The organism is Bradyrhizobium sp. BR 1432, assembly GCF_051547705.1.
GTDB lineage: Bacteria > Pseudomonadota > Alphaproteobacteria > Rhizobiales > Xanthobacteraceae > Bradyrhizobium > Bradyrhizobium zhanjiangense.
This window is the reverse complement of sequence record NZ_JBPUGF010000005.1, coordinates 1-23,548: the sequence shown is the minus strand read 5'-3', so window position 1 is coordinate 23,548 and position 23,548 is coordinate 1. Positions and strand designations below refer to the sequence as shown.

Here is a 23,548-nt window from a genome sequence, read left to right as displayed (position 1 = left end):
GGTGTTCCCTCCGCCGTCGGAATGTCCTTGTACATTCCGCAGTTCTTGGCATGCAGCCGCTCCGCGTTGCCCATGGACTGCTGGTCGCAGCCGGCTGCGTTTGGATGGCCGCGTGTCTTTGGTGGCGAGCGCAGCTGAACACGAACCGTTGATCGTCATAGCGTGCGGAAGTGCGTCTGCGAGCTCGTGTATGGTACTCCTGGATGGATTGAGGCACTCGACGATCTGATGTGTAGACTCTCCCTTCGAGCACGCAGCGACCATGCACCCGAAGTAGGCTACGTCTTCAGGTGGACAGTCGCCGCATGCTCTTGCCGGGAAGGGAAATTTCTCTCGCGATTTCCCGCTTTCGATCGAAAGTGAGCGACGTTTGATTGGACGAGGCTTGGGCGCGCCGTCCGAACATCGGTTCTGATGCTGTCAACGAGCCTTGCGACTTCTACGGGTCAACGAAGCTCTAGCTTTCTCATCATCCGCGCACGAGTGACCCTCACCGTAACCTCGCTGACATTCAACCTGACCGTAATCTGCTTGGCGATCAATCCGTCCGCCACCAACGGCAAGATGTCGAGTTCCCGTGGCGTGAGGTTATCGACGCGTAGTTGCGCTTCACGCGCGACGTGCTCGCGCTCTTTATGCAATGAAGTCACGCACCGCCCAGACAGGCCATCGTGCCGAGCGACGATCGTCGCCGGGAGCAAGCTTCAACGAAACTGACCATCCTCCTGTAAGGCAAGCACACTCCGTACCGCGATAGCCGAAAAGCCGGAAACACCGAAGATCTGGTGCAGACGCCGCTAAAGCCGCTGTTTAACGCCTGCCAAATAATACTGCCGCTTGGACGCCCTCTCGCGCCTGCTCGCGACGTCCAGAGGGAGGACGATCGTGTCAAAAAGCTGCGCGTTCTGCCAATCACACGCAGATTTTCGGAACCGAAGAGAAGTAAATCAGGGAACATATGCTTTGAGATCCGGTAGACCTATCTCACGGCAGGGGGCGGGCTCGCGTCTCTTGCCGACGGGCACTTGTGGTCGCTCCGACCGAACTTTGCATCGAGGAAGTCCGTGATCCGGTTGGCGCCTGTTTAAGCGCAACTTGCAGCGCTGTTGGTGAACAGTAAATCGCTGGAGGAAATCGTTCGCGAAACGAACATCTCCTCAGGAGCCGCACGCTGGTGTCTTAAAGCTGTCTTCGTCTGGACCGCGACCAGGAGGCGGGCCGAGCTCGCTTTGCTGTCGTCCCGAATTCGACACGATGGTGCGAATCTCAACTGAACGAGCGGCCTCAGGACTGCTCCCTGCATTTTGACGTAGGTGATGAAGGGCAAGAATGATCCGTTTTGATTTTGCCCCCGATACCACTTGCGTCGCGCAGGAGCCTCCTAAAGGACCTCTCGGCGCCCCGGATCAATCGGGCCATGCGTCCTAAGCCGCGTTCAGCAAGCAAAAACGCGATTCTGGCGAGCCTTTCCATTCAGGATCTCGCGGCGATAGGACGGTTCCTAGAGCCTGTCGCCCTGCGAGAACGTATGGTTCTTCAAGAGTCAAAAAGGCATCTCGATTACGTCTATTTTATAGAATCGGGCCTCGTCTCGCTCAGGATAGTCGGGACGGAAAGCATGCTCGAAACCGCGGTGATAGGACATCGTGGGGCGGTGGGCGCTTTGCTCCTGGTGGGCGGACATCTTTCGGTACATGAATCCGTCGTGATTTTTCCAGGAAGTGCGCACAGGATCCGCGTCGAGGATTTGCGTCGGTTGATCGACGAGCGCCCGGAGATTCGAAAACATCTTTCTCGATACGTTCAAGCTGTGACTTTGCATTGCGCTTACTCCGGACTGTGTGGCGTTCGTCACGACCGTGAACGACGGCTCGCCAGCTGGCTTTGTTTAGCAAGTGATGCTGTTGACGCTCATGTGCTCCCGGTTACGCATGGCTACCTTTCGTCCGCCTTGGGATTGCGCCGTGCCGGCGTGACGCAGACGTTGGCCCGTTTCGAAGAGCTAGGGTTGATACGCAAGATGCGAGGCGTCCTGCAGATCGATGAACGCAAGTGCCTCGAGCAAAGGGCATGTAGCTGCTACAATGTCATCTCAGATGCTTACGCTTTGCCTGGATCTATGACGTCCAGCAAAGGGCGCCCCACTGACACGGTCGCCGCAGTCTGATTTGCGCTTTCCGTCGATCAAGCGACGATTGTCGACAGCGGATCCTGCAAATCTCGTGCGCTTTAGAATATCTCCAGCATTCAACAAGCTTAGATCCGTGCGCCAGAAATACGGGAATCCGCCGGAGAACCAAGAACATTTTGAGCGATCACGGCGAGCCCGAACCAAGGCGCCGCATACACCCACTAAACATTCTCGCGTTTGCAACCAAAAGGGACAAACGTCTCGCCGACAAGCGAGCCTTGGTACGAAACGCTCAAATCTGAAACTGAAACGCCACACTCGAGTAGCTAATGAGAGCTGCTGCATTTCGTGGTTTATCGTGAGTTCGACAGCCTCGCGCACCGACCGCACCTCACGTTTCTCGATAGCGCAGCAAGGCATGAGTCGCTCGGACGCCGCTCCTATCTGACCTGCGATCCGTTCGGCGCATCCTGGCTGGAGACGTCTTCCAAGCGAATATTGCGCAGCGCTTCAGCGCCAGGCTATCCACCTTGTTCGATCCTCTCACCTTCTACTGCCGGCTGTGCTCAATGAAGCCGGTCCCCTTCGCGGCTCTATTGCGCTACGGCAAGCTCACCATTGCGTCGAGCTCGGCGGAACGGTTCCTAAAGCTTGACGGACGACAGGTCGAAACGCGCCCCATCAAAGGGACAATTGCGCGCTCCGCTGATGCCAAGGAAGACCAGCGCCGCGCTGAAATGCTCGTTTCGTCCGAAAAGGACCGTCCCGAGAACACGATGATCGTCGACCTCCTGCGTAACGATCTTTCACGCGTTTGTACGCCGCCTTCGGTGGAGGTTCCAGCGCTGTGCAATCTCGAATCTTACGCCTCAGTGCACCACCTCGTGTCGATCGTTACCGGTGAACTGGCAAGAGACCAGGACGCCGTCACTCTTCTTCGAGCTTGCTTTCCCGGCGGCTCCATTACCGGGGCGCCAAAGGTACGATCGATGGAAATCATTACGGAAATCGAGCGCGTGGCGCGAGAGGTCTATTGCGGGGCGATCGGTTTCATCGGCTTCAACGGGCAGATGGACACGAACATTGCGATCCGCACGGTTACGATCGACGGCGATCAGGCCGTGTTTCATGCGGGTAGCGGCATAACGGCGATGTCGGATCCAGAGGCCGAATACGAGGAAACACTCGCCAAGGCGCAGCGAATCTTTGAGATATTTCGAGCTGAGCCATCCAGCGCAGTTTGATTTTAATCTCGGCTACTTTAGCTCGTCGTACGCATGCCGTGTTTGAAAATCAAAGAGCTTCAGGAGCGGTGCGTCAGCCGCAATGCAGGCATTGCGGCCCGCGCTGGCTCACCGCTGGTGGCTGAGCCAAAACAGGGCGTGGCCGGCGAGCGCTTAGCGCTGATAAAAGGACCAGATCCGGCGTTGGGTGGCATGGAGGAGACGAATGACCGTCAGCAAATATCAGTTCAGGCAGGCGCTGCGGCAGCTGATCGAGAAGCACATCAACTTGTCGAGCAGGTTCGAAGACTACGTCCTCATTACCGGGGAGCTGGAAGAGGCACGGTACAGGTTGGACCTGAAGGCCGAGAAGTTTCCGGACGAGGAGGTCGACGCCTTCGAATTGTAGCCAGCGCTTCGCGCTAGCGAGTAGGGACAATACCCACAGCGAACCTAGGCATGGCCCCGCCGCCGTCATCGTCTTTGGCTGGAGATGCTGAAATACACTGGAGAAGCCAGCCAAATGCAGGATTTTGGCGTGAATTTGCGACTCGTTGCATTAATCGGTTGAACGAAACGCTCCAATGTGAAGCCGAGACGACACACCCGGGTGAGAAAGGAGATTGTGCGTTCGTTGCGTACAGTGTTGGTCCGAGCTCAGGCGCCCAAAGCGCTGGCAAAGTCAGCGTGCTGGCCCAGCCCGAACAGGGTAACGCGGATGGGAGATATAATGTTCGAACGTGATGGTGACTTGATCTCTCAACTTCTGCTCTACGTTATTCTGTTGCTTATTCTTGCGTCTCTGATGATTGCTGCATGGCAGACTGCAGGATGACCGAAACCGATCGCCGCGAGTTGCTGGAGGCTTTGATCGAGCGCTGTCGTGGCGGGCGAATCGGGTTCGGGCCGGCAGCAGTGGCCGCTGCGTCGTAATCAGTCCATTGCCTAGATCCAATTTTGAGGCCCGTGCTCGAATGTCCTCCCCGAACAAGGTCGCGCTATTCATCGACGGCGCCAATCTCCATGCAACCGCCAAGACACTCAGCTTCGACATCGACTACAAGCGCCTGCTCAAGGAATTTCAGAGCCGCGGCAATCTGGTGCGCGCCTTTTATTACACCGCCATCATCGAAGATCAGGAGTATTCCTCGATCCGTCCCCTGATCGACTGGCTAGACTACAATGGCTACACCGTGGTCACCAAGGCAACGAAAGAGTTCATCGACGCCTCGGGCCGTCGCAAGGTCAAGGGCAACATGGATATCGAACTCGCGGTCGATGCCATGGAGCTTGCCGAGCACATCGACCAAATGGTGCTGTTCTCCGGCGACGGCGACTTCCGCTCGCTGGTGGAAGCGGTGCAGCGCCGCGGCGTGCGGGTGACCGTGGTCTCGACCCTTTCAAGTCAACAGCCGATGATCGCGGACGAGTTGCGACGTCAGGCTGACGTCTTTACCGATTTGGCGGAGCTGCAGTCGAAGGTCGGCCGCGATCCGTTGGAACGATCGACACCGCGCGATCGCGAGCCGCGTCTCAATGCCCGGCAAGTCCCGCTGCGCGACAATGGTTCCAGGGACTCGGTTTCGAGCGATTAAACGCTATTCAAAATACATCGTACGCAGTCGCCCCAGTGCGTGGGTAGCGAGCGCTTCACGCTGATCTTCAGCCAGTCCCGTCGCCGCCGCTCAGCGCTGGTGGCCGAGCCCGATGCCAAGCTGGTGCGCCTTGGCCCGCAGCGCAGGGATAGACCGCTTCATCTGCTTCGAGATCTTGGCGATGGGCGTCCTGGCCTTGGAGTGCGCCTTCAGCGCCTTCACGTCGTCCTTGGAATATTCGCGCCGAACACTCTTCTTCGCCTTCGCCATGTCTGTCCTTGTTTGCTTTAGGTGAAGCCTAGCTAGCGCCAACGAGGGGCAAATCGTCCGCGGCGGCGAGCGCTTCGCGCTGATCTAAAAGGACAGCCGCGGAATAGCAACCCCTTAAGGAGGCCTGACCTACTCACATCGAGTGGCTGCTAGGTCGCTCGGGAAGTGCTCCAAACTGAAGCCGTGAGGGGGCAGTGAGATTGTTCGTTCGTTACACGTCGTCTCCGTCGGAGCAACGAGCAAAGGCAGCAAATTTGCCGCCGCAAATTTGCCAGTGTGTCTGCGCGAGGGGCGCCACTGTTCTCGGCCGCGAGGCTCCACCCTCGTGGGACAGGGGAGCGGCCCCGCCCTTGTCTCCATGGGGGCCGGGCTTTTAATTTCTAGTCGGAACTCTTGAAGGTTCGAGGGCCAACAGTCGCGTCAATCCTCGGACGGCGCCTCAATTGGAATGGCAAAGCCCGCCTTTACGCGGTCCACTATGACCATCGTCTTGAAGCCCTTAATGTCCGGGTTCGCATAGAAGAAGAGCCGAGTGAACTGCTCATAGTCTTCCATGCTATTCGCGGTGACGTATAGGACAAAGTCAGCGTCGCCAGTCACATAAAATCCATTGACGACTTCAGCTGACGATTTGATGGCCTTCTTGAACCTATCTATTATATCTGAACGCTCCCGCTCCAAGGTGACCAGAACAAGCATTTGAATAGGTCTTCCAACCGCCTTCGGCGAGACGATTGAGACGTCGGCTTCGATGATGCCCTCCGAGCGGAGCCTCTTCAGTCGTCGTTGACACGCCGTAGCAGAAAGCCCGGCCATTTCGCCAAGCACCTCGGAAGTTAGACGGTTGTTCTTTTGCACGATCTCAAGGATGCGGGCGTCTATTCGATCGTATCGCATAATCGGCTCCACCGGCTGAGGTGAATCTCGCCGCCAAATGCCGTACGATGCGGAAAATCCTCCGAATGACAGGAAAATGCAACGAAATACCTTTTGCCACCATTCAGAGCAGCGACAAATCCGTAAATCAAGAAAGCCCTTTTGGGATACTCCGACTGCGCGATTCGCCAAAACCATCACAAAGAAAAACACGCTCCTGGCGGGCAGCATGGCAGCGACCGGGTTTGGGCGATTATCGCCATACTGCTGCTGGAGCACGATCGAGCAGTAACCCCAAAGCACGACAGGGCAGCGACCATGTCGTCCGTCTCGTTTCCCCGAAGCGGTAGTCGAGAAACGCTGCGCCGCGAGCGCTCTGGGTCCGGTGAGGAACGCTGCGCCTATGCCGGTGAGGGCCGTTCTTCCTAGCGTGCGTCCGACGCGCAGCTTCGTTACGGCGACGAGTTTCGCGGCGCATCTGACTTGGGTGCCGGCGTTGTAGCGCACCGGGGGCCGGGCAGTTCAGCTGGCGATCGCCGGAAGGCTGAAGGTTGGATCATCGCTCAATGGCGCAGCGTCATGTAACGGGCGCGCTGGACAGCTCATTCATCATTCTGCTCGATCAGGATTGCACCGATAAGCCGGACTTTGATCTTGCCATTGAGGGCCTCGATCGGGCTGGTCGAGTGCGGCTTGGTTCGGTGCTGGGGCGGGAACGTCATATAGGAGTATAGGAGAGAGCCTCAGTCTCGGCTTCATCGAAGAAGCCAGCAAGCTTGGGCAACCTGGGGTAGAGCTGGTGGGCGACCTTCCGCCAATGCGCTCGTGCGGCCTCGACATGTCCTGGGCAAAGGCCCTGGTGATGAAGGCAGGAGACACACCGTCCGCTCTTGCCGGTATGCGCAAGTGCGTTGGGCATGAAGTGCACACGCGGCAGCGCTGCCAGGTGGCGTTGAGCACCTTTGCTGACGGCGGCCTTGATGCCCTCGTGCGCGTCGGATACGACCAGCTTGACGCCGAGCAGCGCGGCGGGCGACCTTGCGCAGGAACGCCGTCCAGGCGTCTCGGCTTGGGAAGGGCCAATTTTCATGCAAAGAACTTCACGCCAGGCCGTCACTGTTGACGCCGCCCGCTATCAACAACTTCAAGCCGAGTGGCAGGAGGACCGTCAGTAAGGATATCTATAAGGACTGTCAGCTAGACCCGGGCAATATCCGCAAGGCGGCCGTCCTCGGAAGACATTTCAACCGACTAGCGCGGCATTTCCAATACGCGAGCCTAACTTGCTACCTGTTCGCAGGCGGCCGTCTCCGGGAAGAGGAACCAGGGTTTGATGCTGATCCCTTTGCGAAGCGAATACATGTAGAAGATTCGGAAGGTTTTTGGGAAAAGTCCTCGAAATTCGCTCCCATTGAAGGTGATGAAAATTGAGTTCAGGAAATGCATGTTCGACCGCGCGTTTTTCGACCATGTTCATCCGGTAATATTCTAATGCACCCTCTTCACAACTTCCATTCCCACGATACCATTTCATCGCGCTAGCAAGCAGCCGCTGGAACGTCGGCTCCGGTACGGTCTCATCAATCAAAGGACTTGTGTTATCCGTTTCCGCAGCCTTTGTGAGGTCGCCCAACCAACAGCTCTCAAAACCGCGTTCGCAGGCGCCATCCGCAACCTCATCAAAATATTGGCGTATGTTCTGTGATGAATGTCCGTTCAATTCCGCATGGGTATCGGTGAAAATCAACGTTAGGGCCGCCCCGGCGCGTATGTTTTACCTGATTCGGCCTGTGAGGGCGGCCAAATAGTTCAGACATTCGAAATCCGGCTTGTCGATGCTGGACCGCGGACCTTTGCCCCAATAGAGCACACAACTGAACGGGATTTCTGGCCGTCATGGATTTGGAAATGCTCTGCAACATTGCAACAGAGTTATCAGGCTGCTCACGCTTAAAGGCCCACGTATTAAAGGCTTGCAGAACCTTTTCTGGCGCGATGTCCTTGGCTCGAGCAGTGACAGGCATCGCTATTTCGAGTGATCCTTCAAATCCTCCGTCAACAGCTTTGTTGCCAAGGCGTTGCGGACAAGCCGTTATTTCAGTGTTGGTTGATGCGTCTTCTTTCGAAACAACCGTATCGCAACCCGACATATGAACTCCGAAAGAAGATCTTTTTATCGCGGGTTAATAATCGGTTATTTTTCTCAACGTCAACTCGCAAGAGTGGTGACCCATCTATTAAGGTTAACCTCCCACGATCCGGTGGCCGATCAATGAAGTTAAGTCGCCCTAAATATCCGACGAGTAAGCCCTGCCGATAGGGGGCCTGTTCTCGGCATGAATTTACAAATCCTAGAGCTGCCAAAGCTGATTGCTGAGCGTCGAAGCTCGGCAATTTTCGGCCTGGTGATCATCACCATGATGTGGGCAGGAGTTGCGGTAAAATACTTCGGCGATGTTCGGGGGGACGAAAGAGAGGCGCATCGGGACGCTCATAACTTTGCGCTGGTATTCGAAGAGAATGTTCTTCGATCAATCGGAGAAATCGATAAGGCGCTCTTATACTTGCGACGGAGCATTGAGACCCGGAAAAGTTCGGTTAGTTTTAGCGCCATTGCCAACACGACCAACGTGCTCAGCGATATCATCGTCCAAGTCGCCATTATTGATGACAAGGGCATTATGCGCGCGTCGAACAGCGGCCCTCAACCCGCGCCTGCCCTGGATCTGAGCGATCGGGAGCACTTTAAGTTTCATCTGAACAACATCGCGGATCAGCTCTTTATCAGCAAACCGGTGGTTGGCCGTGCCAGCGGAAAATGGTCCGTGCAATTCACACGGCGCTTCTTGAACAGTGACCAGACGTTCGGCGGCGTCGTAGTCGCCTCGCTCAATCCGGACCATTTGACGAAATTTTACAACAATATCAATTTTGGATCGGCGGCGGCGATCGCCCTGATCGGAAGTGATGGCGTGGTTCGTTCGAGTGGCGGAAGCGCGGTCGGTTACGCACTTGGAGACGATCTTAGCGGAACAGAACTGCTCGACCAAATGCGAGCCGGGGTCGAAACGACATTTGAGAGCGTCGATCCTGCCAACAACGAGACGCGTTTGATTACTGTCCGCAACGTCAAGGGCTATCCGTTGTGGGTCAGCGTTAGCTTGAACAAAAGCCAGATCTTGGAAAGTTCTCGGAACGCGCTCAAGTTGAATTTGTTGGTGGGCATCGTACTTACTTTGCTGGTTCTCATTGCTCTTGAGCAGCTTCTACGGATAGACGCGAAGGCAAGACAAAAAGCAAATCAGCTTGACCTTACGCTCGAGTATATGAACCAAGGAATTATGCTGGTTACCTATGATCAGCAGATTCCTATTATCAATCGTCGCTGCGGCGAATTGCTCGATTTGCCCGTGGAGTTCATACAGAACCCACCAAGAGTCGATCAACTCTGCGAATACGAGACACCTACAGGCAAATTGACCGAGGCCTCTGTTCGGATCTTGGCAGATCTTGTCGCAGGAGAACTCGGCGTTAGCGAACGAACGATGCCGGATGGATCAATCGTCGAGATCCGCAGGGAAAGTCTCCCCGATGGTGGGTTCGTCCAAACCTTCACCGACGTCACGAAAAGATCGCGCGCTGAAGCAGATGCAGTCCGCCTTAGTTCCGAGGATTCACTCACTGGTCTCCCAAACCGGCGGATATTCCGCTCCATGCTCGACCAGATGAGCCGCCGGCAACCACCGGCAGTAGACAACGGGCAGCCAGCGGAGCAATTCGCCGTCCTATTTCTTGATCTTGATCGTTTTAAAAGTATCAACGATACGCTCGGCCATCAGACCGGTGACTTGCTCCTGCAGGAGATGTCCCAGCGCTTAAAGAGTACGCTCAGTGCAAACCAAGTGCTGGCACGCCTCGGTGGCGATGAATTCGCAGTTGTCGTGCCAACGATCGAGTCTCGACCAGCGCTTGAGTCCCTAGCGAGAAATATGATCGAGGCAGCTCGGAAGCCCTTTGAGATTGGCGGCCACCGCATCCGTTCTGGAATCAGTATCGGTATCGCTGTTGGACCGTGCGATGGAGTAAATTGCGACGACCTTTTGATTGCCGCCGATCTGGCGCTATACGCGGTCAAAGCCCAAGGTCGGGGCAGCTATAGATTCTATCATGCTGCAATGAACAGGGAGCTTAGGGAGCGACGGCAGCTTGAGATCGATCTGCGCGAGGCAATCGAACAAAATGAGATGGAACTATATTATCAGCCCATCCTCAATTTGCGGCGCAACATCATCACCGGGTTCGAAGCTCTGGTGCGATGGCGCCATCCGGTCAATGGCATGGTACCGCCGACAACATTCATCCCGATAGCGGAGGATACCGGCCTGATTCAACCGCTTGGCGAATGGGTGCTGAAAGAGGCGTGCCGCTGCGCCGTCCATTGGCCGAACAATCTTAATATAGCGGTCAATCTTTCTCCGATTCAGTTTTCAGCTTCCAATCTCTCCGAGGTAGTGGGGCGCGCCCTGGCGGAATCTGGGCTTCAGCCGCATCGCCTTGAGCTTGAAATTACTGAAGGAGTATTCATGACCAAGAATGAATCCACCTTCAGGTACCTTGAGTCAGTTGAAGCAACTCGGCGTACGTATTTCCCTGGACGACTTCGGTACCGGATATTCCTCTCTCAGTTATCTCCGCAGCTTCCCATTCGACAAAATCAAGATAGATAGGTCGTTTGTTTCTGACCTTGCTGAAGGCACCGAGCACGTTGTGATTGTGCAAGCCGTTGTTAGTATTGCTCGCGCTCTGGGAATGACAACTTTGGCAGAAGGCATCGAAACCGCCGGACAGTACGAATTTCTGACGGCGCTCGATTGTGACGAAGGGCAAGGCTATCTGTTCAGTCCGCCTGTTCCAATAGCAAAAGTTCCTGAAATGATTGCCAAATGGTCGCCGGGCGAAAATTTCTAGAATATGGGAATTCGCGCGTTTAGCTACGCGACTTTCTGAAGGCTGAATTCTCCAGTTTGTTCACCGGAGATCGGCTTCTTGGTCGGTCGCCGAGCCTCGTGCACGAGCAGGAACAGGCCCGATGCAACAACAACACCGGACCCAATCAGAAGCCAAAGCGTCGGTACGTCGCCCCAAACGAAAAATCCGATCGCAAGTGCCCAGACGAGCGTCAGGTAATAGAACGGCGAGACGGCGGCGGCGGGCGCTGAGGTGGAGCGCTTGCGTCCAAAAATATTGTGCCGCGGCGTTTGTAACACCGCTCAAGATCAACATGATTGCGTCAGCCGGCGACGGCATCCGGAATCCGAACAGCAGTAAGAAGGAGTGAAAGAAGGTTACCGTAACCATCTGCCACATCAACAGCGTTTTTGCAAACTCAGTTGCGGTCATTCCGCGAACCGCAACAGTGACGCTGCCGTACATAACCGCGTTTGCGAGCGCAAATAATGCGCCAATCTGCAACGTATCTGCGCCGGGGTTTACCACAACGAGAACACCGACGAACCCCATCACCAGCGCGCTCCAGCGCGCGATCCCGGCCCGCTCCTTAAGCCACATAAAAGACAGCAACGCCGCCCACAACGACGCAGAAAAATTGATTGCGATCGCTCCTGCAAGGGGCATCAGACTAACGGCGATAACAGTGAACGTCTGCGAGATCGACTGCGACAGCCCGCGCGCAAGGTGGGCGTAGGGCCGCCGAGTTTTAAAGACTGACATGCCGGTTGCCGGAAGGATCAATGCGGCGCAGAGGGCAAACGCCGAAGCGGAGCGAAAGAACATAACCTCGCCAACGGGATAAAGAGCGACCTGCCATTTCGATAGTGCGCTCGACAATGCGAACATCACGCTCGCGACGATCATGCAATATATTCCTGGAACAACGTCATTCTTCCGTAAGCCGGGAATGACCAATGGATCCTGCGGATGGCCGGCGGTGGTCGTGAGATTGCTCGTCATGCGTTTCCATGAAATTTGAAGATTGCCTCAGCGTTTGCCCCGCCACTATCGCTTGCGAGCCGCGAGCAAAATTTAGTCTCGCTGACCTTAAGTCTTAGGGAAGTGTTACGGGTAATAGAAACAATTCTTGGTTAATTTTCGCGATACATGGTGGCGTCTGTGTGCGAAACGGCCGAGCCAAATATTCCCTTGCCGGCTGCCTGTCCGGTAATTGCCGAGGAGATGTCTAAAAGTGTTCATTTTGTTCGAAGGAAATCTGGAGCCCTTCGGGATAGGTTCCGACACTGAGATCTGAATTCGGTGGGAGCGGAAATCGTGAAAGTTGAGTCGAACGACGCGCGTTCGGGCAATGCATGTAAAAGTCCCGCCGCTTCACGCTTATGCTTGGACGGAACGTGGTGGGTAATCGATATCAACGATCCAGATCTCGAAGCTCATTTGAAGCAGTCGGCTCGCTGCCCCGATGGCGGGGCTCACAGCGCCGATACGAAAATTGAGGCGCGGCGAGCGAAACGGTACCGAAGGTCATCTCCAAGTCGGATCCGGCCGGGCAATGGGCCGGCACTCACTAACGACATGCCTTCGCCTACGCCAACAACTCGCTCATTGACCTGAAGGCCGCGATCATCCTCGATGTCGAGGCAACCGAGCCATCTTGGGATGATTCCGTTAGCAAGGCCAGCGCCGCACGCTGGCGTCGCGCGGCATGATGGTTGGTCGCAAGGCGTTTCAAGCGGCAGGCGTTGACCATTGCTTATTTTGATCGAGCAGGGCGAAGATGCGGTCGGCTGATACCGGCCGACCGATGAGATATCCTTGGACTTCATCGCAGCTGGTTTGGCGCAAACGCCCGAGCTGCTCGGTGGTCTCGACGCCTTCCGCAACCACGCCAATGTGCAAATCCTGCGCCAGCGTGATGATTGATCTTACGATCGCCGCGCTATCCGGCCGTGTCAGCATGTTCGCGTATAAAGGACTGATCGATTTTGATGCGGGTGTAAGGCAATTTTAGCAAATAGGTCAGCGACGAAAATCCCGTTCCGAAATCGTCAAGCGCCACCGTCACCCCCAGTTGCAGGAGTGAATTCAGGATCGATGATGCCGGCCCGTACTTTGAAATCAGCATCGACTCCGTTATTTCGATTTCGAGACAGGCTCCGGACAACTTTGGCCTGCGCCAGGGCCTGCACGATTGTTTGGAGTATGCTGGTGTTATGGAATTGAGCTGCAGAAAAATTCACGGCGACCCGCGAGATCAGAGGGCCAGATTGGACGGCGTCGAGCAGGCGCGTTGGACGACCCACTCACCGATCGGGTGGATCAATCCGGTTTCCTCAGCAATTGGAACGAACTCAGCCGGCGAACATGACTCCCCGGACTGGGCGTTGCCAGCGCAGCAAGGCTTCAAAGCCGGTTACTCGGTTCTCGCGAATATCAAAGAACGGTTCGTAGACGAGAAAAAGCTCGTCCCTCGCGATCGCCTCCTCCAGATCCCGTCCCAGCGCCCTGCGATCGCGCGCTAATTTGTCGTCGCTGACCTCGAAGAAGCGAACCGTTCCGGGCCCCGCTTTTTTGCGCGATAGAGCGCCAGGTCAGCATGTTTCAGGAGCTCGTCAGGCGTATTGCCGTCGCGCGGCGCCAACACGATTCCGACGCTCGTCGCGCCCGCGATCTCGCATCTTTCGATCAGGAATGGCTCGGCGAAAGCGCCGACGAAGCGCTCGCGCGATTTCTAACGCAATCTTCTACGTCTACAGCCAGATTGGTCACGATCAGCGCGGGAACCCGTCACCGCCGATCCGCGCGACGGTATCGGTCTCACGCGCGCATCGCTGCAGTCTCGCCGCGGCCTGAATGAGAAACTCATCTCCTGCGGGGTGGCCCAGATTTGTCGTTCACTTCCTTAAAACGAATCGAGATCAAGGAGAAAAACCGCGCATTCCTCGCCCGAACGAGCCAAACGGTTGAGGGCAGCTTCGAGGCTTTCGTTGAAGGCGAAACGGTTCGGCAACTGGGTGAGCGGGTCCCGCCTGACCCTCCTTCGGCCTCCAATTGAGCAATGGTGCGTTTCGTGAATTCGAAAGAATGGGCGAAAACGCCCCGCAGAAGCACGGAGCCATAGGCCACAACGAGGATAGCGACGAGCAGATAGACGAAATCGCCGTTTCTGGCGAGGCAGATTGCCGTACCCACGAAAATCGGAGCCGTGAATCCGACCGCCAGCCACCGGAATCGTAGCGAAGGCCAATGCTCTGCACCGCGAGCGTCCCGGAGCAAAGACATGTGATCACAAGTTGGCCACCCATTCGAGGCGTCGGCGAAGAAAGCCACCGGAACGACCGCCCAGGCGGTTCCAAGAACGAGTGCATTTCGCACCAGCCGATGCATGGACTGTCGGGAGACGAACTGCGGCTTCGTAACTCGTCGTGATAAACGCGCCTTCAAGCCTATCGATAACGCGCCGCAGACCACGGCAGCTGCCCAGATCAGGGCATAGTTTCTGCTGGGCGAGTGCCAGAGAGCAATCGCAAGCACCGTCGCATTGCTGGCGTTGGCCAACATTATGCCAGGGAATAACCAAGCACGAGGGAGATCTGCTCCGCGCGAATGTGCCCTGCGACCGCTTCATCGGTCGCAGGGCCGCCGAAAGCCGCCAGATCCCCGCGAGTAGCTTGCGAGATACGAGCTCAGATATGTCCTCATCTGGGACCCCCGCAGGACTGGCTCTAACGTTGCCGCCAGTGCTGGAAGGTCGCGGCAAACATTTGAGAAAAGATAAATTCTTGAAGTTCGACACGTCCGGCGCGGCATGGGGCGGCCGAACTCATTATTTAGCGGTGGCGAAGGCGGCGCAGAGAGCTGGGCCGACCCCAGAGTCCTCTATCACCGCAAACGCGGGGGTACGGTTCTGTACGTTGCGTACTGACCTATGCTTTTAATCGATCGCCGAATTCAGCTCACCAGCCATGATGGCAGCTTGTGCGCTACCCTGAATTAGACGGTGGGCGGCATGAGATCGACCGTGCTCTACGAAAGATGAGGTGCGCGGACGTCCGCATGCGCCGACGACTTTCTCTATCGATGCCGCCCGATATCTCGCCGCTTTCCCGCGCGATATCCCGATAGAACGAAGTTATGCTGCGGGTTCGCCGCAAGAAACGCACGATGCGAACGCAAGGGTAGGTCTAATGTCGCCAAGGCCAATAGAGGTGATGTATGGACAGGATGATCTCCACAGTCCTCTAACCGGTGTCCCATTCCCGAGACCTAAGTACGAGCGCTGGCGGGCAAGGCGCTTGAGGCGATGGCCGGCTCTTTTCTCGTCGAGCCAATGCGGGACTGCTGCCCTCGCTCCTACGGAGCAATCGTGGGTGTTTTATGCGCAATCGTGACCTTGTCTCCGACAGCTTCCTGACACTGACCGCGGTCAGTCTGGTGGTGCTCTGCTCGAGCCTGCTCGCATTTGCGTTCACTTAAAGCGACCGCGCTCGTTAGTTTCGCCTTGACCATGATCTTTTCGGGAAAACCGGTGCCCGGATCCTTCCCGGGGGCGGTGAGATGAGCAATTTCAGCAGGAAAGCGTGCTCAGCGTCCATCACTGGACCGACAATCTCTTCAGCTTCACCACCACGCGGAATCGATCGTTCCGCTTCCGCATCGGCGAATTCACTATGATCGGCTCAGTTCGACGAAAAGCCGCCGCCGTGTGCCTACGGCCTCGCCAGCGCCCATTACGAGGACCGGCTGGAATTCTTCTCGACCAGTAAGTCGAATGATCCCTTAACCTCGCGTCTGCAGCATTTGAAGGAGGGTGACAAGATCACCGTGAGCGGCAAGGCGACCGGGAAGCTAGGAAATTGGTCCGCCGACAGGCGTCGCAAGAGATGCTACGTTCTCCGTCGGACAGTCACGCAATTCATCCAGCGTGTGCACGCGTGCCCCGCCGCGAATCGGCCCAAATCGCGCGGCGCCACACCTGCCCGGGTCAAATCGGCGAACAGAGCCCTGCGGAATCACAGTGCCTGTTATGGGTTTTTCGACTGCTTGTTCCATCCGGTGGTTGCGGCTGGATTAACACCACCCATTCCAGAATTGTCGCGCGCCATGGAAAACTGCCCCCTCGGCGTCACGAGGAATTGTCCCCTCCTTGGAAAGCCGAAATACTCCAAGGGGACGAAGCTACGCGCCATGGCTGTATCGCGCTTGCATCAAACAGGGCGGGGGCGGCTGTTCGGACGATGCACCGCCGTAACGCGGGCGGTTGCAGGCTTGCCCGTAAAGATACGGAAAAATGCAGCGGCAAGGGCCAGCCAAATGGCTTGCTCTCGCGCGACGGTTGCAACACAATCTTCCCGATTTTAGAGGAGGTTATCTTGGTTTCTTTTCGAGTGCTTTTTGGAATTTTGGAAATAGTCGGCGGATTCTTTGTCTTTGCAGGAGCCAAGAGCGCAATCCACGAAATACTTGGCACATTGGCAATGGGTTTCGCTGTGATGACTTTTGGGATTGCGGCTTTACTCAATGAGTTTAGGTCAGTTCGCCAACTGCTCGAAAAGAGCAAATTGCCGCCGCCGCTGTGAACAGGTGAATGGAAGGTTCGGACTCTATGAGACGTATGTTTCTTGAGCTTAGTGCCGTTGCCGCTCTGCTGCTGTTTGTGACCGGAACTGCTACCGCGATGACGGCGCTTGAATTCCTCCGAGCCGAGGCAGACAACAATGAGGCACCAACGATGAAGGAGGTCGTCATTAAGCTCGTGGCTAAAGGCTACAAAAATGTCCCCGATTGGGCGCGGCTGTCGAGCGTGACGAAGAAGAAGATCTTGGAAAAGGGCTATACAAATCGAGACATCGATGGAATTGCCGAGGAGGCAGCGCTCGCTGCAGGCATGACGAAGTAACTCTGCGGCGGATCGAGTAGAAAACTTCTTTTTTTAATTGAGACTAGTGAGGAGCTGTTACTGCACGCTCAGTGCGCAGGTTGGCAGGTTTCAATTCACAGCGGTCGTTTTTTGGCCGTCATGATGTGGGTCGCCCTTACGTCGCTTGGCTTGCCTTTTCCGTCGGCAACAGCGGGTGGACTGCCAGACTATCCCGTTGAACAATGGTGCGATCAGGTAGCTCGGGCAGCAGGGACGCGTTCCGAGCTCCTCTATGGCGGCTGCATAGGTCAGGAGCAGACGGCTTATGACCATCTTAAAGGAACGTGGGGTGATGCATCTGCTCAAACTCAAAATTGGTGTGATCAGGTCGCCAGAGCGGGCGGACGCAGCTCGTACTTGCTGCTCAACGGATGCGTTGATCAAGAGCATGCTTGCACGCCAACAAAACTCGACTCGGCGGTTTCAGAGATGACCTTAATAGCGGGGATACCGCGCCAGGTCGACGGCGAGGTGGCCGAGGTCTGGCACAGCCAGACCAAGGCGGCTCAAGCAACTCCAAGGCTGCGAGCCTTCTGTCTGGAATGAGCCTTCGGAGCGCTTCATCAACTTCGAGAGTTTGGCCACGGGGGTGCGGGCCTTGGAAGACGTCCGGGAAGGGAAAGCGCCGATCCAGAGTCACCTCGGCTCCAACTCAAAAGACTCGTGGCCGTCCTTCCAATTCGCGCCGTCAGTCCACCATCTTGATCTTGGATAGCTCAGGAAGATCGCCGGTCGCAATCTTCGTCTGCGCAATGGTCAGAGGTCCGCGATCATAATAGGACGCAGCCTCGAGGCGTGCCGTGAGCAGCTTGTGCTCGTGCAGGAAGTCGCGGATCCTTTTGGCTTTCCGGCTTTCCGAGATTTCAGCGTCTGAGGTGGTAAAACGGGCGATTTGACGTTCTTGACTAGCGCGCGCAGATAGTGATCGGTATTAGTGGCGGCGCCCGCAACAGGCTGACATCCCATCAGGCAACCGCTGGCCAAACCGAGAGCTGACGCTCTACAAGCAGCATCAGGCTGTTCGAGATAAAGCCAAATCGGGCCGCGCGCGATACATCGTGCTGAAAACACGAATTCATTCTCGAACTTCAACTTTGGTTCGATCTTGTCAGAAGATGACATTGAGATCCGTTCAGCCATCTTATTCGCCTCTGGCAAGTGGCAAGAATTCGCCTCCCGGCTATCTCACCAACGAACACAAATGGCGTGCGATTGACCTGTGCGACAGCAGGTGCGTTGTTATTTTTCCTGGATACTCGACACTTCGCAGAAGTCACACCATCATTACTGCATCGCAATGACCTTGCAGCCCTGAGCATGCGGTGTTGGTGATGAGGCGTCGTGAGTTTATTAAGTTCTCTGTTGCAGCAACAGCGGCCGTTTCAATTGCGTCACCCGCCATTGCGCTAGCCGAACTGAAGGAAATTCGTATCGGCTACCAGAAGACCGGCGTGCTGGTCATCACACGTCAGCAAGCGGCATTGGAAGAACATTTCGCTCCACGAGGCATCGAGGTGAAATGGGTCGAGTTCTCCTCGGGGCCTCCGATGATGGAGGCGATGAATGTCGGCAGCGTCGATTTCGGCGCGGTCGGCGATTCCCCGCCGGTGTTCGCCCAGGCTGCGGGCGCCGCGATCGTCTATGCTGCGGGCCAACCCATCACCAACGGCCAGGGCATCCTGGTGCCGAGGGATTCGCCGATCCGCTCCATCGTTGATCTCAAGGGCAAGCGTATCGGCTTCACCAAGGGCTCCAGCGCGCACAACATCGTGGTGCAGACCCTGGAGAAGGCAGGCCTCACCTATGCCGACATCACGCCGGTCTATCTGACGCCGCCGGATGCGGGCCCCGCCTTTGCCAATGGCAGCATCGAGGCCTGGGCGATCTGGGATCCTTACTTTGCGATCGGCGAGACCAAGCAGGGCGGCCGCATCCTGATCAATTCGCGCGACGTCACCAGGACCAACTCCTTCTACATCGCCAATCGCGAATTCGCGAAGAACCACGGGGCGGTCCTGCAACAGATCGTCGATGTGACGACCGCGGCGGGTAAATGGGCCGAACAGCACCGCGATGAGGTCGCCAAATCGCTCGCCGCGATCACCGGCGTCCCGCTGGACATTCAGACCGTCGCGGCTAATCGCGCGAACTTCGTGGTCGGCCCCGTCACCGACGACATCGTCGCGACCCAGCAGGGCGTTGCCGACCGCTTCTACAAGCTCGGCCTGATCCCGAAGCCGATCGTCATCCGCGACATCGTCTGGCGCAACCCGGCAGCCTGATCGTGCCGACCAGCCTTCCTATCCAAAAGGGTTTGAACATGAGGCGTATCATTCAGCGTCTGATCGCAGCCATCGTGCTGTCGATCGGCATCGTCGCCGCCGCGGTCGGCACCTCCTACGGACAGGATAAGGTGGTCCGCATCGGCTACCAGAAATACGGCAAGCTGGTGCTGCTCAAGAGCAAGGGCACGCTGGAGCCGAAGCTCGCCGCCGACGGCTACAAGGTGGTGTGGACCGAATTCCCGTCGGGTCCGCCGCTGCTCGAAGCGCTCAATGTCGGCGCCATCGATTTCGGCAACACCGGCGAAGCCCCGCCGATCTTTGCGCAAGCCGCCGGCGCGCCGATCCAGTATGTCGCCTATGAGCCGCCGGCGCCGAAGGGCGAGGCGATCCTGGTGCCGAAGGACAGCACGCTGAAATCGGTCACCGACCTCAAGGGCAAGAAGGTCGCGCTCAACAAGGGCTCCAACGTCCACTACCTCCTGGTCAAGGCGCTGGAGAAGGCGGGCGTGAAATATTCCGAGATCGAGCCGGTGTTCCTGGCGCCGGCCGACGCGCGGGCCGCCTTCGAGCGCGGCGCGGTCGATGCCTGGGTGATCTGGGATCCGTTCCAGGCCGCGGCGGAGGCGGCCACGGGCGCGCGCACGCTCGCCGACGGCACCGGCATCGTCGCCAACTACCAGTTCTATTTCTCCTCCAGGAAATTTCTCGAAGCCGATCCGAAGATCGTCGACGCCGTGCTCGCCGAGCTCAGCACTGTCGACGATTGGGCCAAGGGCGACATCCATGCGGTGGCCGAGCAGCTGGCGCCATCGATCGGCCTCTCGGTCCCCGTGGTCGAGGTGGCGCTAAAGCGGCAGGCCTACGGCATCAAGCCGATCACGGATGCCGTCATCGCCGACCAGCAGCAGGTCGCCGACGCGTTCTTCGCGCTGGGGCTGATCCCGAAGGCAATCAAGATTTCCGACGTGGCGCGCAAACCAGGAGCATGAGCAGCACGATGAGCAAGCAAGCGAACGCCAACATCCTCTGGTTCCTGCCGACCCACGGCGACGGCCGTATCTCGGCACCGGCATCGGCGGCCGCGAGGTCAATTTCAACTATCTGCGCCAGATCGCACAGGCCGCCGATCAGCTCGGCTATTTCGGCGTGCTGCTGCCGACCGGGCGATCTTGCGAGGATTCCTGGATCGTTGCCTCCAGCGTCGCGCCGTTCACCGAGCGGCTGCGCTACCTCGTCGCTGTCCGCCCCGGCCTGCAATCGCCGAGCGTGGCGGCGCGCATGACGGCGACGCTCGATCGCATCTCGAATGGCCGGCTTCTCGTCAATGTCGTCACCGGCGGTGATCCCGACGAGAACAAGGGCGACGGCATCTTCCTCGGCCATGACGAGCGCTACGAGGTCACCCGCGAGTTCCTCAGCGTCTATAGCGACCTGCTCGCCGGCAAGACGGTCAAGGTCGACGGCAAACACATCCACGTCGAAGGCGGCAAGCTGCTGTTTCCTCCCGTGCAGTCGCCGCGCCCACCGCTCTATTTCGGCGGCTCCTCGGATGCCGGCATCGACGTCGCCGTCGACACCGTCGACAAATACCTCACCTGGGGTGAGCCGCCGGCGCTGGTGGCCGAGAAGATCGCGAAAGTGAGGGATGTCGCCGCCGCGCGCGGGCGAAAACTTTCCTTCGGCATCCGCCTTCACGTGATCGTCCGCGAGACCAATGAAGCGGCCTGGCGCGCCGCGAGCGAGCTGATCAAGCATGTCAGCGACGACACCATCGCGCTGGCGCAGAAGAATTTTGCCCGCATGGACTTCGTCGGTCAGCAGCGCATGGCGCAGCTCCATGGCGGCACGCGCGACCAGCTCGAGATCGCGCCGAACCTGTGGGCCGGTGTCGGCCTCGTGCGCGGCGGCACCGGCACCGCGCTGGTCGGCGACGCCCAGACCGTGGCGGCGCGCATCAGGGAGTATCAGGATCTCGGCATCGATACCTTCATCATGTCGGGCTATCCGCATCTGGAGGAGGCCTATCGCCTCGCCGAGCTGGTGTTCCCGCTGCTCGCGCTGGAGCAACCCTCAAACGTGACCAAGCTGCACTTCAACGGCGGTCCTTTCGGCGAAACGGTCGGCCGCGATTTCCTCGTCCGCAGTACCGGGTGTCGCAGTCATGAGCCTGATCGACAGCATTTCGCTCCCGCGCGGCATTCGTTTGCCGCGCGTCGAACGGCCTGATCCAGTGGATCGTGCCGCTCGCCATCATCGCGATCTGGCAGGTCGCGAGCGTCACCGGCTTCGTGCCGACCCGGGTGCTGCCGGCGCCGAGCGACGTCGTGCTCGCAGGCTGGAAACTGCTGCTCTCCGGCGAGCTCGTCCGCAACATCTGGGTGTCGTTCTGGCGCGCCTCGATCGGCTTCCTGATCGGCGGCAGCATCGGTTTCGCGTTTCGGGCTCGCCAACGGCCTGTCGCAGCTCTCGGCAAAGCTCACCGACACCACGCTCCAAATGGTACGCAACGTGCCGCATCTGGCGCTGATCCCGCTCGTCATCCTCTGGTTCGGCATCGACGAGAGCGCAAAGCTGTTCCTGGTGGCGCTGGGCGTGTTCTTCCCGATCTATCTCAACACGCTGCACGGCATCCGCACCGTCGATCCGCAGCTGATCGAGATGGCCGCATCTACGGCATGACCGATGGCGAATTGTTTCGCCGGGTGATCTTCCCGGGCGCGCTGCCCTCGATCTTCGTCGGCATCCGCTTCGCGCTCGGAATCATGTGGCTGACGCTGATCGTCGCCGAGACCATCGCGGCCTCGTCGGGCCTCGGCTACATGGCGATGCAGGCGCGCGAGTTCATGCTGATCGACGTCGTCGTGCTCTCGATCCTGATCTACGCCCTGCTCGGCAAGCTCGCCGACAGCGCCTCCCGCGTGCTGGAGCAGGGCGACGCTCGCCTGGCACACCCGCCTTCCAGAAACGTTGAGCGGAAATGCTCGAAATCCCATGCGGAGCAGCGCGGCGCACCTTCCCTTCCGGAAACCGAGCTCGCCAGCCGCGCCAATTTCGCGCCGCACGCCCGTGTGGTGCGCGAGGAGCGCCCGACGACTGCCGCCGGCTTGCCGCTCAGCATCCCGTCGGCTTTGCGCAAATCCTTCGGTGATGACGAGGTGCTGCGCGGCATCGATTTGCACATCCCCGCCCGCCAGTTCGTCGCCATCGTCGGCAAGAGCGGTTGCGGCAAGAGCACGCTGCTGCGCCTCATCGCCGGCCTGGAGAAGATCGACGCCGGCGGCGTCGGCTTCGGCCAGGATATCCAGCCCGAGGACATCCGCGTCATGTTCCAGGAGCCGCGGCTGCTGCCCTGGGCGCGGGTGCTCGCCGATGTCGAGGTCGGCCTTCGTCGCGATCGCGTCTCCGGCGATGCGCATGCGCGCGCCGAGAAAGCCCTGGGCGAGGTCGGGCTGGCTGACAAGCGCGACCAATGGCCCTCGGTGCTGTCGGGCGGCCAGAAGCAGCGCGTCGCGCTCGGCCGCGCGCTGGTCTCCCGCCCGCGCGTGCTCGCACTTCGACGAGCCGCTCGGCGCGCTGGACGCTTTGACCCAAATCTCGATGCAACGTCTCTTAGAGCGCGTTTGGCGCGACCAGGGCTTTACCGCGATCCTGGTGACCCACGACGTCGCCGAAGCCGTCGCCTTGGCCGACCGGGTGCTGGTGATCGAGGACGGTTGTATCGCACAGGACGTGACCGTCAACGTGCCACGGCCGCGCGAGCGCGGTTCGCCGGACCTTGCCAATCTCGAAGGCTCAATTCTACGCCTTCTTCTCTCGGGTGACGAGCGAGCCTCGATTCAGGGGCTATGGTCAGCGATCCGCCATGAATGTCATCTCCCGTCATATTTTGACTGACAAAAACGTCTCGTCTGCTGACTTTCGCGCCGCCATGAGGCACCTGACCGGCGGCGTCAGCGTTATCACAGCCGGGCAGGGCAGGGACATCACCGGCATGACGGTGACGTCGCTCTCAGTCGATCCGCCGGCGCTGATTGTCAGCATCAACCGGCACGCGTCCTCGTTTCCGCTCATCAAGCGCCTCGGCGCCTTCGGCGTGAATCTCCTCAATGCCGATCATCTCGATATCGCCGAGCGCTTTGCTGGCAAGGGCGGCCTGAAGGGCGTCGATCGCTTTGCGGGCAGCGACTGGGTGACGGCGGTCTCCGGCGTCCCGCTGCTGGCGGGCGCGTCGGCTGCACTCGATTGCGAGGTGGAAGAGATCATCGAGCGTCACTCGC

General features: G+C 58.2%; 23 protein-coding genes and 5 pseudogenes. 16 read left to right on the top strand and 12 right to left on the bottom strand.

The window, feature by feature from the left end; genetic code table 11:
- Positions 1-446 precede the first annotated feature (446 nt).
- The gene (locus tag ACSKB8_RS44815) at positions 447-650 is read right to left on the bottom strand and encodes a LuxR C-terminal-related transcriptional regulator (protein WP_438111825.1); all 204 of its coding nucleotides are present in this window, start codon (positions 648-650) and stop codon (positions 447-449) included.
- 767 nt (positions 651-1,417) lie between these two features.
- On the opposite strand from ACSKB8_RS44815, the gene ACSKB8_RS44810 reads away from it, so the two are divergent.
- The 4 genes and pseudogenes from ACSKB8_RS44810 (at position 1,418) to ACSKB8_RS44795 (ending at position 4,949) form a co-directional block, all read left to right on the top strand.
- Positions 1,418-2,167 (top strand): Crp/Fnr family transcriptional regulator, encoded by a 750-nt coding sequence (locus ACSKB8_RS44810; protein WP_438111824.1) that lies wholly within the window; start codon positions 1,418-1,420, stop codon positions 2,165-2,167.
- 416 nt (positions 2,168-2,583) lie between these two features.
- A pseudogene (gene pabB / locus ACSKB8_RS44805) lies at positions 2,584-3,375 on the top strand (aminodeoxychorismate synthase component I); the annotation flags it as partial.
- A gap of 205 nt (positions 3,376-3,580) precedes the next feature.
- Positions 3,581-3,763 (top strand): hypothetical protein, encoded by a 183-nt coding sequence (locus ACSKB8_RS44800; protein ID WP_438111823.1) that lies wholly within the window; start codon positions 3,581-3,583, stop codon positions 3,761-3,763.
- A 565-nt stretch (positions 3,764-4,328) separates the two neighbouring features.
- Entirely contained in the window at positions 4,329-4,949 is a 621-nt protein-coding gene (locus ACSKB8_RS44795; RefSeq protein ID WP_438111822.1) for a LabA-like NYN domain-containing protein, read from the top strand.
- A gap of 90 nt (positions 4,950-5,039) precedes the next feature.
- Here the strand turns inward: ACSKB8_RS44795 and ACSKB8_RS44790 are convergent, their stop codons facing one another.
- The 4 genes from ACSKB8_RS44790 to ACSKB8_RS44775 form a co-directional block, all read right to left on the bottom strand.
- A complete protein-coding gene (locus tag ACSKB8_RS44790) occupies positions 5,040-5,219 on the bottom strand; it encodes a hypothetical protein (protein WP_438111821.1) in 180 nt (59 codons plus the stop codon).
- 420 nt (positions 5,220-5,639) lie between these two features.
- The gene (locus ACSKB8_RS44785; protein WP_438111881.1) at positions 5,640-6,116 is read right to left on the bottom strand and encodes an Lrp/AsnC family transcriptional regulator; all 477 of its coding nucleotides are present in this window, start codon (positions 6,114-6,116) and stop codon (positions 5,640-5,642) included.
- Between the two features lie 697 nt (positions 6,117-6,813).
- Positions 6,814-7,185: a transposase gene (locus ACSKB8_RS44780; RefSeq protein WP_438111820.1), complete on the bottom strand. Its 372-nt coding sequence runs from the start codon at positions 7,183-7,185 to the stop codon at positions 6,814-6,816.
- Positions 7,186-7,338: 153 nt separating this feature from the next.
- Positions 7,339-7,842, bottom strand: coding sequence for a hypothetical protein (locus ACSKB8_RS44775; protein ID WP_438111819.1), 504 nt, complete (start codon positions 7,840-7,842; stop codon positions 7,339-7,341).
- Positions 7,843-8,431: 589 nt separating this feature from the next.
- Between ACSKB8_RS44775 and ACSKB8_RS44770 the strand changes: the two genes are divergently transcribed.
- Both ACSKB8_RS44770 and ACSKB8_RS44765 read left to right on the top strand, forming a co-directional pair.
- A complete protein-coding gene (locus ACSKB8_RS44770) occupies positions 8,432-10,822 on the top strand; it encodes a bifunctional diguanylate cyclase/phosphodiesterase (protein WP_438111818.1) in 2,391 nt (796 codons plus the stop codon).
- Positions 10,710-11,063 carry an EAL domain-containing protein gene (locus ACSKB8_RS44765; protein WP_438111817.1) on the top strand — a complete coding sequence of 118 codons (354 nt, stop codon included), beginning with the start codon at positions 10,710-10,712 and terminating at the stop codon, positions 11,061-11,063. Before ACSKB8_RS44770 ends, ACSKB8_RS44765 begins: the two co-directional genes overlap by 113 nt.
- A gap of 60 nt (positions 11,064-11,123) precedes the next feature.
- On the opposite strand, the gene ACSKB8_RS44760 is transcribed toward ACSKB8_RS44765, so the two are convergent.
- The 7 genes from ACSKB8_RS44760 to ACSKB8_RS44730 form a co-directional block, all read right to left on the bottom strand.
- Positions 11,124-12,065, bottom strand: coding sequence for a DMT family transporter (locus tag ACSKB8_RS44760; RefSeq protein ID WP_438111816.1), 942 nt, complete (start codon positions 12,063-12,065; stop codon positions 11,124-11,126).
- A 729-nt stretch (positions 12,066-12,794) separates the two neighbouring features.
- A complete protein-coding gene (locus ACSKB8_RS44755) occupies positions 12,795-13,025 on the bottom strand; it encodes an EAL domain-containing protein (protein WP_438111815.1) in 231 nt (76 codons plus the stop codon).
- Positions 13,006-13,191 carry an EAL domain-containing protein gene (locus ACSKB8_RS44750; RefSeq protein ID WP_438111814.1) on the bottom strand — a complete coding sequence of 62 codons (186 nt, stop codon included), beginning with the start codon at positions 13,189-13,191 and terminating at the stop codon, positions 13,006-13,008. The genes ACSKB8_RS44755 and ACSKB8_RS44750 overlap by 20 nt, the downstream gene beginning before the upstream one ends.
- 226 nt (positions 13,192-13,417) lie before the next feature.
- Positions 13,418-13,543 carry an EAL domain-containing protein gene (locus tag ACSKB8_RS44745; RefSeq protein ID WP_438111880.1) on the bottom strand — a complete coding sequence of 42 codons (126 nt, stop codon included), beginning with the start codon at positions 13,541-13,543 and terminating at the stop codon, positions 13,418-13,420.
- A 41-nt stretch (positions 13,544-13,584) separates the two neighbouring features.
- Positions 13,585-13,737 (bottom strand): diguanylate cyclase domain-containing protein, encoded by a 153-nt coding sequence (locus ACSKB8_RS44740; protein ID WP_438111879.1) that lies wholly within the window; start codon positions 13,735-13,737, stop codon positions 13,585-13,587.
- Positions 13,738-13,837: 100 nt separating this feature from the next.
- The gene (locus ACSKB8_RS44735) at positions 13,838-13,903 is read right to left on the bottom strand and encodes a hypothetical protein (protein WP_438111878.1); all 66 of its coding nucleotides are present in this window, start codon (positions 13,901-13,903) and stop codon (positions 13,838-13,840) included.
- A 65-nt stretch (positions 13,904-13,968) separates the two neighbouring features.
- Positions 13,969-14,292, bottom strand: coding sequence for a diguanylate cyclase domain-containing protein (locus tag ACSKB8_RS44730; protein WP_438111877.1), 324 nt, complete (start codon positions 14,290-14,292; stop codon positions 13,969-13,971).
- Between the two features lie 1,354 nt (positions 14,293-15,646).
- Here ACSKB8_RS44730 and ACSKB8_RS44725 point away from each other — a divergent pair.
- From ACSKB8_RS44725 to ACSKB8_RS44680, 10 genes and pseudogenes are all read left to right on the top strand, one after another.
- Positions 15,647-15,917, top strand: a pseudogene (locus ACSKB8_RS44725) (ferredoxin--NADP reductase); the annotation flags it as partial.
- Between the two features lie 386 nt (positions 15,918-16,303).
- Entirely contained in the window at positions 16,304-16,645 is a 342-nt protein-coding gene (locus ACSKB8_RS44720; RefSeq protein ID WP_438111892.1) for a hypothetical protein, read from the top strand.
- 35 nt (positions 16,646-16,680) lie between these two features.
- The gene (locus ACSKB8_RS44715; protein ID WP_438111813.1) at positions 16,681-16,965 is read left to right on the top strand and encodes a hypothetical protein; all 285 of its coding nucleotides are present in this window, start codon (positions 16,681-16,683) and stop codon (positions 16,963-16,965) included.
- A gap of 120 nt (positions 16,966-17,085) precedes the next feature.
- On the top strand, positions 17,086-17,532 hold the full coding sequence (locus tag ACSKB8_RS44710) for a hypothetical protein (RefSeq protein WP_438111812.1): 447 nt from the start codon (positions 17,086-17,088) through the stop codon (positions 17,530-17,532).
- A 785-nt stretch (positions 17,533-18,317) separates the two neighbouring features.
- The gene (locus ACSKB8_RS44705) at positions 18,318-19,268 is read left to right on the top strand and encodes a sulfonate ABC transporter substrate-binding protein (RefSeq protein ID WP_438111811.1); all 951 of its coding nucleotides are present in this window, start codon (positions 18,318-18,320) and stop codon (positions 19,266-19,268) included.
- 38 nt (positions 19,269-19,306) lie between these two features.
- A complete protein-coding gene (locus ACSKB8_RS44700; protein WP_438111810.1) occupies positions 19,307-20,260 on the top strand; it encodes a sulfonate ABC transporter substrate-binding protein in 954 nt (317 codons plus the stop codon).
- Positions 20,261-20,268: 8 nt separating this feature from the next.
- Positions 20,269-21,407: pseudogene (ssuD, locus tag ACSKB8_RS44695) on the top strand (FMNH2-dependent alkanesulfonate monooxygenase); the annotation flags it as partial.
- Between the two features lie 25 nt (positions 21,408-21,432).
- A pseudogene (locus ACSKB8_RS44690) lies at positions 21,433-22,242 on the top strand (ABC transporter permease subunit).
- 43 nt (positions 22,243-22,285) lie between these two features.
- A pseudogene (locus tag ACSKB8_RS44685) lies at positions 22,286-23,165 on the top strand (ATP-binding cassette domain-containing protein); the annotation flags it as partial.
- A partial coding sequence (locus tag ACSKB8_RS44680) for a flavin reductase family protein (RefSeq protein ID WP_438111809.1) occupies positions 23,134-23,548 on the top strand: 415 nt, incomplete at its 3' end. The pseudogene ACSKB8_RS44685 and the gene ACSKB8_RS44680, both read left to right, overlap by 32 nt.